This is a genomic window from uncultured Bacteroides sp., assembly GCF_910586915.1.
Lineage (GTDB): Bacteria > Bacteroidota > Bacteroidia > Bacteroidales > Bacteroidaceae > Bacteroides.
In genome coordinates, this window is record NZ_CAJULN010000061.1 from 1 (window position 1) to 12656 (window position 12656).

General features: G+C 44.0%; 7 protein-coding genes and 1 pseudogene. 6 read left to right on the forward strand and 2 right to left on the reverse strand.

Annotation, left to right across the window (positions count from 1 at the left end):
• Positions 1-207: 207 nt before the first annotated feature.
• Positions 208-2697: a DEAD/DEAH box helicase gene (locus tag QZ331_RS13510; protein ID WP_294631157.1), complete on the reverse strand. Its 2490-nt coding sequence runs from the start codon at positions 2695-2697 to the stop codon at positions 208-210.
• Between the two features lie 139 nt (positions 2698-2836).
• On the opposite strand from QZ331_RS13510, the gene QZ331_RS13515 reads away from it, so the two are divergent.
• Positions 2837-3862, forward strand: a complete 1026-nt coding sequence (locus QZ331_RS13515; protein ID WP_294631159.1) for a WYL domain-containing protein — start codon at positions 2837-2839, stop codon at positions 3860-3862.
• A 48-nt stretch (positions 3863-3910) separates the two neighbouring features.
• On the opposite strand, the gene QZ331_RS13520 is transcribed toward QZ331_RS13515, so the two are convergent.
• A complete protein-coding gene (locus tag QZ331_RS13520; RefSeq protein WP_294631161.1) occupies positions 3911-4756 on the reverse strand; it encodes a patatin family protein in 846 nt (281 codons plus the stop codon).
• Positions 4757-4924: 168 nt separating this feature from the next.
• On the opposite strand from QZ331_RS13520, the gene QZ331_RS13525 reads away from it, so the two are divergent.
• From QZ331_RS13525 to QZ331_RS13545, 5 genes and pseudogenes are all read left to right on the forward strand, one after another.
• Complete coding sequence (locus QZ331_RS13525) at positions 4925-6109, forward strand: C1 family peptidase (protein WP_294631163.1); 1185 nt, start codon at positions 4925-4927, stop codon at positions 6107-6109.
• A 607-nt stretch (positions 6110-6716) separates the two neighbouring features.
• The gene (locus tag QZ331_RS13530) at positions 6717-9890 is read left to right on the forward strand and encodes a TonB-dependent receptor (RefSeq protein WP_294631165.1); all 3174 of its coding nucleotides are present in this window, start codon (positions 6717-6719) and stop codon (positions 9888-9890) included.
• Positions 9891-9906: 16 nt separating this feature from the next.
• Positions 9907-11580, forward strand: coding sequence for a RagB/SusD family nutrient uptake outer membrane protein (locus QZ331_RS13535; RefSeq protein WP_294631167.1), 1674 nt, complete (start codon positions 9907-9909; stop codon positions 11578-11580).
• A 145-nt stretch (positions 11581-11725) separates the two neighbouring features.
• Positions 11726-12406 carry a hypothetical protein gene (locus tag QZ331_RS13540; protein ID WP_294631169.1) on the forward strand — a complete coding sequence of 227 codons (681 nt, stop codon included), beginning with the start codon at positions 11726-11728 and terminating at the stop codon, positions 12404-12406.
• Positions 12407-12445: 39 nt separating this feature from the next.
• A pseudogene (locus tag QZ331_RS13545) lies at positions 12446-12656 on the forward strand (glycoside hydrolase family 29); the annotation flags it as partial.

Sequence of the window (12656 nt, forward strand, 5' to 3'; positions counted from 1 at the left end):
TCGGTTTTTATTGGGCCGGTGTAGAAAAACTCGATTTTTCTATATAATTTTGTAGGTGATAAGAACTTAAAAAATGGAAAGATGAGATTAAATGTATCGAAGATTACATCTAATCAATTAAATATGTTTAGATAGATTCTCAAGTATAAAACAGAATCAAACTGTGTCAGCAGGCTCCTGACACAGTTTGTTTTTCTTTCTTAAGACTTATTTCCCCGCACCTGTCAGCAACTTCCCAAACAGATTCAGAATACCCGCCACACTCTCTTTATCAGGCACAGGAATCCGGAGCGTGGTCTGTCCGGTCTCCTTATCTTCTTCGACTATAGAATCCACCAATTTCTGAGTAGCCTCCGGCGAGCTGAGCGTACGAGCCAAACCGCTAAGGAAAGAAAGTCCTTGCAGAACCAATCGTTCCGGATGCTCTTCGGCGTCACTGACAGATGAATCCGAAGCCTCTTCCATCTGTTCCGATATGACCGACGGCCTTACTTGCTCAATGGCTTCCTCTTCCGGCGATTCTACCAATTCTTTTACTACCTTTTCATCATCAGCCACTTGATTGATATTCTCCTCCTTATCATCCCAATCAATGTTACTGCCGTCCGCACGGTTATCATCCGCTATCTCAGAAGAAGCATCAGCCACCACTTTGATAGAATCCATAATCTTATCAAACTTACTGTCTTCCAAGAATATGGTATCTTCCCCATTATCCAGAATACCTTCGAACAAAGAAGTCTTAAAATTCAATGTCGACAACATCCTTTCTTCAATAGTCTGGCTGGCAACAAGATTAATCACTTGGATATTTCTCTTCTGCCCAATTCGGTAAATACGGGCTATGCGTTGTTCGAGAACCGCCGGATTCCAAGGCAAATCAAGATTAATCAATATCGAGGCCACCTGAAGATTCAGTCCGGTACTTCCCGCATCTGTCGACAGGAATACACGGCTCTCCGGCAGTTCGGTAAAGCTCTCCACCAAATTCTTTCTGGCTTCGGAAGGCACTCCACCGTGAAGATATTCATAACGGACCCCTAATTCATCGAGTTCTTTCGCAATAAGCCGCGTCATCCTCTCCCATTGGCTGAAAATCACAACTTTCTCGTCTCCGCTCTCAAAAACATTCTTCAGAATATTCATCGTTTCTTCTACTTTCGTATCATAACGACTTTTCTGGTCGAGAATGTAAGTACTGTCACATATCATTCTCATCTGGCTGAGCATCATCAACAAACGCTTACGGTCTTTTTCACTCAGGAAACGCGTCCTTGTCCATTTATACACCAACTGGGCTACCATGTTCTGATACTCATCATGCATATCCCGTTGTTGCTCGGTCATGGGGACAAACAGAACTTTATCCATGCGCCCCGGCAACTGAAGAGCCACGTCTTTTTTCCGGCGCCGGATAAGCACATTCTTCATCCGTTCGCCAATGGCATTCAAATTCTTATAGCTGACCACCTTACCGGTATCCGACTTGACCACCGTTTCATCGATAAACTGATAATAAGGCCCCAGACAGAACTGGTCAACAAACTGCATGATTGAATAAAGCTCTTCCAGCTTATTCTCGAGCGGAGTACCCGAAAGAATTACTGCATATTCCGATTCGATATGACGGGCATTTCTTGATATCTGCGTGTTCCAGTTCTTCAGGCGTTGCACTTCATCCATGATGAGGAAATCGGTATGCAAAGATTTGAGAATCTTTATATCATTACAAATGCTGTTGTAAGAAACTATTTTATAAGTCTCTTCCGCTTCGTAGAGTTTCTTTCTCACCAGATGATTGCCCTCTACAACAATTGCTTTGGAGTCCGTGAAACGTTCTATTTCTTTTTTCCATTGATATTTCAATGATGTAGGACATACAATGAGAACCGAAGATATGAAATGGTGAGCTTTCATCAGTTCTGCCGTTCCAATGGCCTGGATTGTTTTTCCCAAGCCCATTTCATCAGCGATAACAGACTTTCCTGCACGAAAGGCAAAACGTATACCTTCCTTTTGATAAGGATAAAGTTTGGTTTTCAACAACTTATCCAAGACTGTATCGGAAGCATACTCAGGTAAAAGTTGTACGCGTCTCCGCTGGTCGCGTTGCTCAAGAATAAACCCCAAAGCATCCGGATACCAGCGAAATGTATTATTCAACCGCACGGCATCACGAAAAAATTCGGTAACCGAATCCAACGCTTCAGGGCGCATTACTCCATCGGGAGTAAAATAAGGAGCTGCCAGGCGACGAAACTCTTCTTGATTGTCTGTCCCTATCCGCAGACATACTTTTCTTTCTCCCTGATAAGACAAATAAACGGATGTATAAGGCGGAATGTCCCGGCATACTTTGCGATGATTGTCTTCAATCCAGAGTTTCACAGCTTCCAGATGTTTACAGCTACCTAATTGGCTTGTCTTGAAATCCATGCATGAGCAGTAGTTCCACGGACTATCTTGCCCTCTGTATACCACCCTATATTCGTTACGGGTTACGGAATTGACCACGTTATAATAGCCGGGGTACTCCTTCCTGTTATGTTCGGAAATGGCAAACTTCTCTTTCATTGCCGCCTGCCTGCGCAAAGCAATCTGCCATTCCTGCAAAGTCATATTGTCCGGTCGATAATGATAGGATACCTTATTTATTGATTCTTTCGCACTTTTAGCGGTCTTATTTTTCTTTGCCATATCGTACTAAGTTTTATATTGTCCGCCAAAATTACAAAAAAAGAAGAATAAAACGGACATTACACATATGTATTTTGTATCGGTTTGTTTTCCTGAATTTATTTTTCTACTTTTGAAGCCAATCTTTATTCTTCTGCTTATGCCGGCCAATAGAAATGCCTTGATACGTTATAAAACAATTGACAACTGTCTGCGTAATCCTTACCGACGCTGGACGTTGGAAGATTTGATGGACGCCTGTTCGGATGCCCTTTACGAATATGAAGGCATCGACAAAGGAATAAGCAAACGTACCGTGCAGATGGATATACAGATGATGCGCAGCGAGAAGCTGGGTTATAACGCTCCGATTGTGGTGTACGAAAATAAATACTATAAATACGAAGACCCGGAATACAGCATTACACAAACTCCGCTGAACGAACAAGACCTGAAAACGATGTCGGAAGCCGTGGAAGTGTTGAGGCAGTTTAAAGGTTTCTCCCATTTCAAAGAAATGAGCGATATTATCAACCGCCTGGAAGACCATGTCGCTTCTGCCCGAATGAAAACCACTCCTGTCATTGACTTTGAAAAGAATGAATCATTGAAAGGACTGGATTATCTGGATACGATCTATCACGCGATTGTAAACAAGCACCCGATACAGCTCAAATATCGTTCGTTCAAGGCACGCTCGGCCAACAGCTTTATTTTTTATCCTTATCTATTAAAAGAATATCGCAACTGGTGGTTCGTTTATGGAGTAAGGAAAAGCGGACGTATATTGCAAAATTTGGCTTTGGACAGAATACAATCACTGGAAGTTCTGCCACAGGAACATTACATAAGAAATACATTCTTCGATCCGAACACATTCTTTGACGACCTTGTCGGAGTAACCAAGAACTCAGGAAGCAAAGCGGAAAAAGTAGGTTTCAAAGTAAAGGCTGACGAAGCGCCTTACATCATAACCAAACCAATACACCGCAGTCAGCAATTGATAGAAAGATTAACCGACGGAAGCATCATACTAGAAATTGAAGTAGTCGTCAACCACGAACTGGAACGGGTATTCTTCGGATATGCCGACGGAATACAAATTCTGTATCCGCAGACATTGATAGAATTGATGGGCAAGAAACTAAAAAGGGCTGCCGAACAATATACAACAAACTCAGAGTAAAAAACAACTGTCCTATCCGCCATTCAATAAAAGAAGAATGAAGGCCGTTTATTCCTCAAATAAAACTCTTGCACACTCATATCCTTCTTGATAAAACTCCGTCAGCTTCCGCACATCTCTTTCGATGCGGTCTACGGCAACAGGTTTCAACGGACGGATAACGATAATCTTTCCCTCGTCTTCCATACGCTCCACCATTTCCAACTGTTCATTATACACGGCACAACGACGCCCCAGCGCTTCGCGCAAATTCGGATATTTACGGTATATGAATGACGGAACGCGAATATCTTTCGAGTCTTTCCGATAACCACGATTACGGGTGAGCACAACGACATTGCGAGTGTAACCGTCGGAAATGGCACGCTGCAAAGGAATAGAGTCTACGATTCCCCCATCAAGCATCGGAATACCGTCCACATAAGCGATGGGACAAACAATAGGCAGGCTGCTGGAAGCACGGACAATGTCAATCACCCGGTTCTTGTCTTTTTTCTCTTCAAAGTAGTTGGCTTCTCCCGTCAGGCAATTCGTGGTCACCATCACGAAGCGTTCGGGCGAAGCGAAATAGGTTTCATAGTCATACGGAATGATATGTTCGGGAAACTCATTGAACAGCAAGTCGAAGTCGAGTATATTCCGTTTCCTGAACAGATACTTCAGACCGATATAATTGTATTTTTCCATCAGGTCGATGTTGCTGTACTTGCCACGACCACGCTGGCGGGAAGCATACGACAACCCGTTGCACGCACCTGCCGACACTCCTATCGCATAAGGAAAAAGAATATCATGATCCATGAAATAATCGAGCACCCCGCAAGTGAACACTCCGCGCATTCCCCCGCCTTCCAACACCAAACCGGTAAATTCGTCTATTTTCAAATTCTTCATTTTTACCTCCCCTATTAAGAGACAAAAGTAGCAAATCTTTAAACATCCTGACGAAATATCATAATATTCATTCTTTTTTTTATGCAAATTGATGACAAACGGATGGTTTTCAGAAGAGGAATCCTTATATTTGCGCCCAAAACAAATTTAATATTAATATCATCAAGCATGAAAAAAAGTATCCTTATCGCTGCCTTGGGCTTATGCAGCCTGAGCATAATGGCACAAGACGCAAAACCCCAAGAGGGATTTGTATTCACGACAGTGAAAGAAAACCCGATTACTTCTATCAAGAACCAAAACCGTTCGAGCACTTGCTGGAGCTTCTCGGGACTGGGCTTTGTTGAAGCTGAGCTTCTCCGTATGGGCAAAGGCGAACACGATTTGGCCGAAATGTTCGTTGTGCACAAGACAATGGAAGACCGTGGTGCAAACTACGTACGCTACCACGGCGACAGTTCTTTCTCTCCCGGCGGAAGTTTCTACGATGTAATCTACTGTCTGAAACACTACGGTATCGTACCCCAGGAAGTAATGCCGGGTATCATGTATGGTGACTCCATGCACGTACACAACGAACTCGACGCTGTTGCCGAAGGATATGTCAATGCCATTGCCAAAGGTAATCTCAAGAAACTGACTCCCGTATGGAAAAACGGCCTTTGCGCCATCTATGATACTTACCTCGGCAAGTGTCCCGAAAGTTTCACATACCAGGGCAAGGAATACACGCCCCAGTCATTCGTTGAGTCGCTCGGCTTCAACCCCGAAGACTATGTATCGCTGACTTCCTACACACACCATCCGTTCTACTCGCAGTTCTCTATCGAAATCCAGGACAACTGGCGCAACGGTCTCTCTTACAACCTCCCCATCGACGAATTTATGGCAGTGATGGACAACGCCGTAAAGAAAGGTTATACCTTTGCATGGGGTAGCGACGTAAGCGAACAAGGATTCTCGCGCGACGGTATCGCCGTTATGCCCGATGCAGCCAAAGAATCGGAACTGTCGGGCTCCGATATGGCTCGCTGGACCGGTCTGACTGCCGCCGACAAACGCAGAGAACTATTCACCAAACCTTTCCCCGAAAAAGACATCACACAGGAAATGCGCCAAATCGCTTTCGACAACTGGGAAACAACCGACGACCACGGAATGCTTATCTATGGTATTGCCAAAGACCAAAACGGAAAGGAATACTTCATGGTGAAGAACTCTTGGGGTACATCCGGCAAATACAAAGGTATCTGGTATGCTTCCAAAGCATTCGTAGCTTACAAGACGATGAACATCGTTGTCCATAAAGATGCGTTGCCTAAGGAAATCGCCAAGAAATTAGGTATCCGATAAACAACTCTCCGAAGAGGGGAATGCCAATACACGGATTGTCTCCCCCCGGCAGACCCTCTTCGGACAAAATTGTGTTTTTTAAAAGTATTATAGGGGGAAAAACATCCTTTATACTCCTATTCAATAACCAAGTATACAAATACTCTTGTACAATCGGCCGAATGGACAAGTGCAACAGCATAGTTACTCTTGTCCATTCGGTCGGTTGCACAAGTATATTCGGACAATTCATTGGGTTGATTTGCCTAATAGATAAGGAAGAAGAGCGTAACTGATAAGGAAGAAATCATCAACTCAACCGGTAAAGGCAAGCAAATCTGCCGCATCTCTCAACCGAAAACATTACTTCTCTCTCCAAAAATATCCCGCAATCCGATATACAGTTTCAAACGGATGAAATTAATTTTAAAAAATTTCGCTAAATATATCCGCACATTAAATATTATTTTATACTTTTGCCAACAAGTTCTAAAATAAACTTTAAAAAACAGCTAAATCATTAACCTATTAACTTAAAATCGATATGATGGAAAAATAAAACTTTCATTAACAAGGCAAGTTACAATTAAGTTTAAATCATTTTTTATATACCTTTAATATTGTATTTATGAAAAAAGAACGAGTGAAGTTAGTAAGTGCAATGCTGCTTTTATCCGGATTCTCTACCGGATATATTCAGGCTACACCTTACACAGAAACTACGAAAATGTATGCTGTACAACAGAATAACGTTTGTACAGGTATCGTTGTAGACCAAAACGGTGAAACCATCATCGGTGCATCGGTTATTGTCAAAGGTACGACCAACGGAACTATCACCGGACTCGACGGAGATTTCAGTATCCCCAACGTAAAGAAAGGTGATGTCATTGTCGTTTCATATGTGGGTTATATAGACTCGGAAATCGTATGGGATGGAAAACCGTTGAAAATAACACTGAAAGAAGACACAAAAACACTGGATGAAGTAGTAGTGGTAGGTTATGCTACTGTCAAGAAAGCCAATCTGACAGGTGCTGTTTCGGCAGTGGATGACAAAGTGTTGGCCGACCGTCCTATTGTCAATTTAGGACAAGGCTTGCAAGGAGCCATTCCTAACTTGAACATCACTACCAGCGGACAGCCGGGAAAAGGTTCTACGTTCAACGTTCGTGGTGAGACGTCTATCAATGGAGGTAGCCCGTTGGTATTGGTAGACGGAGTACAAATGGACCCGAACTTGATTAACCCACAGGATGTGGCAAGTGTATCCATATTGAAAGATGCCGCTTCCGCTTCTATCTACGGAGCACGTGCAGCGTATGGTGTAATCCTTATCACAACGAAAAGCGGCCGCAAAAACCTACCTACACAAGTATCTTTCGATGCTTCTGTTTCGTTCAACAGCCCGACAACCCGTCCGGAATACATGAATTCCATAGAGTATGCCAACTGGATGAATGCAGCCAACAATACAACCAGCGGCCGCAATTTGTTCAGCCAAGAAGAGATGGAGCATATTCAGGCGTATTTCAATGACCCAGTAAACAACTTGCCGGTATTTATAGCAACAGACCCCAGCAGTTGGCAATATGGAAACTGCCAAGCCGGCAAATATGCTTATTGCGGCAATACGGACTGGATGAAAGAAATGTATAAGAAAAGTTATCCCGTTCAAAAATACAATGTGAACATTAACGGTGGTAGCGACAAGGCAACGTATTACACCTCTGTCGGTTATACAGACCAAGGTTCGCTGTTGCGTTATGGCAATGAGGGTTTCCGCAAATTCAATATGGTGAACAACATCAATTACGACATCAATAATTGGATGAACGTGTCAATGAAAACCAGCTACATCCGTACAGAATTGAACGGATTGGCACAGGATGCCGTACACGGAGAATCTTGGATTGGCAATGATACCCAGCCGTTGATGCCAGTGAAACACCCTGATGGAAACTGGGCAGGACAAGGCAACTATACCAACTTCGCCGCTGTTTTGGACGAAATGGGTTCGCGCAAAACCACTAAAAACGACTATTGGAATACGCTTGCCCTAAAACTTACCCCATTGAAGGGACTGACCATCAACATGGACTATACTTTCAATTATTATGCGGAACATAACAAAAACCACCGGAAAACATTCAACGAGTATGGAATAGACGGCAAATTCCTGCAAGTATTCCAACACTCCAGACCGAACAATGTTTCAGAAAGCCAGTCGAACGATACTTATAACGCCTTCAATCTATTTGGCGACTATGAGTTTACTACGGGCAAGCATTACTTCAAAGCAATGGTCGGTTACAACCAGGAAACGAAACACATTCGCAGTTTTTCGGCAGGACGTACCGAACTTATCTCCAACGACCTCCCTTCGATGGGTGCCGCTACCGGAGAGAAAAGTGTAAGTAACTCAGAAGGAAGTTGGGCTACACGAAGCGGCTTCTTCCGCATAAACTATAGTTTTGCCGACCGCTATCTGCTCGAAGCAAACGGCCGTTACGACTTATCTTCCAAGTTTCCCAAGAATGACCGTGCTGTATTCAGCCCCTCTTTCTCTTTGGGATGGAGACTCTCGGAAGAGAGCTGGTTCAAGCAGCCTACCAACGAATTCTTCGATGAATTGAAAATAAGAGCTTCTTACGGTAGCTTGGCAAACCAAGCACTGGACAACGGATGGTATGCCTACTTGTCTAACTACAGCCCGGGAACTTTAGGATATATAATGGGTGGAAAACAACCGCAATATGTATTGCCCGGCGGATTGGTAAGCAACTCCGTAACTTGGGAAAAAGTTACTCAATGGGACTTAGGTATTGATTTCAGCACTTTGCAAAACCGCTTGAAAGGTACATTCGACTACTATCAGCGTAAAACAACCGATATGTTGGGGCCAGGTAAAATATTGCCCAATATCTTAGGTATGAACGAACCTTCGGAAAACGCAGCCGATATGGTGACACGCGGATGGGAGTTGGCTTTGACCTGGAACGACCAATTGGACAACGGACTACACTATAGCATCGGTTTCAACCTCTCCGACACACAGGCAGAAATCACCAAATACGACAACCCGACCAAATCTTTGTCTTCTGCACATTACGTAGGAAAGATAATAGGCGAAATATGGGGATATGAATCTACCTTATTCCAGTCGGCTGACGAAATTTCCTCAGCCCCCAACCAGTCAAAACTGGACGGCGGTATCAGCAAAGTGCCCGGCGACATCAAATTCATCGATATTGACGGAAACAACGTAATAGACAACGGAGAAAACACGGTAAATAACCCTGGTGACATGAAAATTATCGGTAATAACAAAGCACGCTACCGCTATGGATTCAATCTCTCGGGCGACTGGAAAGGTTTTGATTTGGGAATCTTCTTCCAGGGTATCGGCAAACGCGACCTGATGCTTCCCCACACCTTCAAATGGCAATATGGAAGTATGTGGCAGGTTCCCACTGCTGTGGGCAACGACTACTGGAGCGAAAGCAATACAGGAGCATGGCTTCCAGTGGCACGTTTCAACGGTGGTTCGGCTTTGGGACAGAGCCAGACACGCTATCTACTCAATGCATCTTACCTGCGTTTGAAATCATTGTCATTGGGCTATACATTGCCTGTTAACCTTACCAAGCAGTGGGGAATACAGAAATGCCGTGTTTACTTTACAGGAGAAAACCTGCTGACCTTCAAGCATACGCCCGAAGGATTCGACCCGGAACTCGACGACCCATACAAATATCCGCAGCAGAGATCACTCTCTTTGGGACTTAATGTTGTATTCTAACTTCAATAAAAATTTTATGAAACTGAAATATATATTTTATATGGCGGCAGCCTTGTCCTTGACAAGTTGTAATGACTCTTTTTTGGAAAGAAGCCCGCAAAGTTTAAACGACCAGAGTTTCTGGATATCAGTGAACGACTTGAAAACCTATGCCAACGCCTTCTATGGCCTGATACCGGGAGGAGTGAGTGTATTGGACGATACAGACAGCGACATACAAGTGCCCAATAATATCAACTCTTTCCTTTGGGGACAGTATGTAGTGCCCACCGAAGGAGGAATATGGCAGAAAGGAAACTGGCAGAATATACGCAACATCAACTACTTCATGACACACTATCAAGGTGTACAAGCCGCCGAAGCAGATGTCAACGTCTATGTAGGCGAAATGCGCTTCTTCCGTGCTTTGGAGTATTTTAAAAAAATTCAACTTTTGGGTGATGTACCCTGGATAGAGGTAGACTTAAATGTAAGCGATGCTGAACTGTACGGACCGAAAATGAAAAGAAACCAAGTGTTCCAAAACATCATCAAAGATTTGGATTTTGCCATCGAATGGCTACCGGAAGCAGGCAGTGAAGAAGCCAACCGCCTGAACAAAGACATCGCCCGACACGTAAAGGCACGTTTCTGCCTGAACGAAGGTACTCACTACAAATACCACGATGAACTGGGATATAGCTCGGAAGCCAATAAGTGGCTGGAAATGGCAGCTCAAGAAAGCGAAATGCTTATCAAGTCAAAGAAATATGAAATATATAAGACGGGACATCCGGAAGAGGACTATTTCAACTTGTATCGCATAGACGACAAGAGTGACTTGAAAGAAGCAGTCCTTTACGTAGACTATAAGGCAGATGTACGCGAACACAATATGGCAGCCGCAGGACGTGAAGCCGGATGCGGTTTCTCCAAGAGTTTCGTAGAAAGTTTTTTATGTACAGACGGACTTCCTATTGCACTGAGCAACAAATATCAGGGAGACGAAACCATGAGAAAGGAGACTGCCAACCGTGACCCGCGTCTGAAACAGATGATTCTTACCAATGATTTCCCGATTACCGTAACGGACGACTTGAAAGATTCTACTTTCATCGTGAACGAAGAGGAATTTATCACCCAACACTGTTTCACCGGATATAGACCCATTAAAGGTTTCAATCCCATTTATTCCCAAGCACTATACATGAAAAGTTCTTTCGACGGAATTGCTTACCGCTATGCGGAAACCCTGTTGATAAATGCAGAAGCCAAAGCAGAACTGGGTACTATCACCGACACGGATCTGGACAATACCATCAACCAGCTAAGAGACCGCGTCGGTATGCCGCACCTGACAGTAAACGTAGGTTTCAACGACCCAAATTGGCCCGACTGGGGATACAATCTAAGCCCTGTATTGCAGGAAATCCGCCGCGAACGTTGCATTGAATTGGCCGGCGAAGGGTTCAGATTCCAAGATTTGAAACGTTGGAAAGCCGGTAAAGTATTAAACAATGTACGGACTTACGTAGGTAAGAAAAAACCTGACGGCGAACTTGCCATCGTATATCCTAACTATACAAATCCGGACCTTTCGTATCAAGAAGGAAAAAGCCGTACTTGGGAAGATAAGTTGTATCTTTATCCTATCCCGACAGGAGAACTTCAAAGAAATCCGCAGTTGTTGCCACAAAATCCGGGATGGTAACATTAGCTTAACACATAAATAGAGAAAGAGGTTGTGTTTTCTGTGTGTGAAGCACAACCTCTTTTTCTCTCCCGTCTACCTTCATTTATGCGGATATTGCGTATCTTTACACCCTCAAAAATAAAAAAGTAATGCAACCGATAAAATGAAAAAGCAGATTGTACTTATTATCATCTTATTTTTTACAGCCTTCGCGCAGGCGCAGGAAGTTTTTGTAAATGCCGACTTTGTAAGCAGTTATATCTGGCGTGGAATAGATAGCGGCAATGCGAGTGTGCAACCCTCGCTCAGTCTCCAATGGAAAGGACTGACCGCCTACGTATGGGGGTCGACCGAATTCCGCAACCAAAACAACGAGATAGACCTTTCATTGGAATACGAATATAAAAACCTAACTTTGTACGCCAACAACTGTTTCATACAGACCGAGGACGAACCTTTCAAATACTTCAACTACAACCCGCACACTACCGGACACACTTTTGAGATAGGAGCCGGATACAGGCTGAGCGAGAAATTCCCGCTATCGGTAAACTGGTACACCACATTTGGCGGAAACGACTATCGGGAGAACGGCAAACGCGCTTGGTCGAGCTATTGCGAACTGAGTTACCCGTTCAGCGTGAAAGAGGTAGAATTAAGCATTGAAGCCGGCTTCACACCGTGGGAGAGTTTCTATTCGGACAAATTCAACGTGGTCAACATCGGACTCTCCGCAACAAAGGAAATCAAGATAACGTCCGGTTTCTCTTTGCCCGTATTCGGTAAGTTGATAGCCAACCCTTACACCGAACAGGCTTATTTTGTGTTCGGTATCACTCTTTGACGAAATTTATCTTTTTAATCATTTACCAACCATTACCCCATGAAAAAACACTCTCTCATTCTCTGTGCAGGAGCGCTTCTATGGAGCGCCTGCAGCTCGGTGAAAGCTCCGGAAGCCATCCTTCCCGTTCCCGAAGCCAAACAAGTGGAATGGCAAAAGATGGAAACCTACGCTTTTGTCCACTTCGGACTCAATACCTTCAACGACCGCGAGTGGGGATACGGCGACTCCGACCCCAACACCTTCAACC

Coding starts and splice junctions, on each gene's coding strand:
- QZ331_RS13510 (WP_294631157.1), bottom strand. CDS start 2,697: ATGGCAAAGAAAAATAAGACCGCTAAAAGTGCGAAAGAATCAATAAAT.
- QZ331_RS13515 (WP_294631159.1), top strand. CDS start 2,837: ATGCCGGCCAATAGAAATGCCTTGATACGTTATAAAACAATTGACAAC.
- QZ331_RS13520 (WP_294631161.1), bottom strand. CDS start 4,756: ATGAAGAATTTGAAAATAGACGAATTTACCGGTTTGGTGTTGGAAGGC.
- QZ331_RS13525 (WP_294631163.1), top strand. CDS start 4,925: ATGAAAAAAAGTATCCTTATCGCTGCCTTGGGCTTATGCAGCCTGAGC.
- QZ331_RS13530 (WP_294631165.1), top strand. CDS start 6,717: ATGAAAAAAGAACGAGTGAAGTTAGTAAGTGCAATGCTGCTTTTATCC.
- QZ331_RS13535 (WP_294631167.1), top strand. CDS start 9,907: ATGAAACTGAAATATATATTTTATATGGCGGCAGCCTTGTCCTTGACA.
- QZ331_RS13540 (WP_294631169.1), top strand. CDS start 11,726: ATGAAAAAGCAGATTGTACTTATTATCATCTTATTTTTTACAGCCTTC.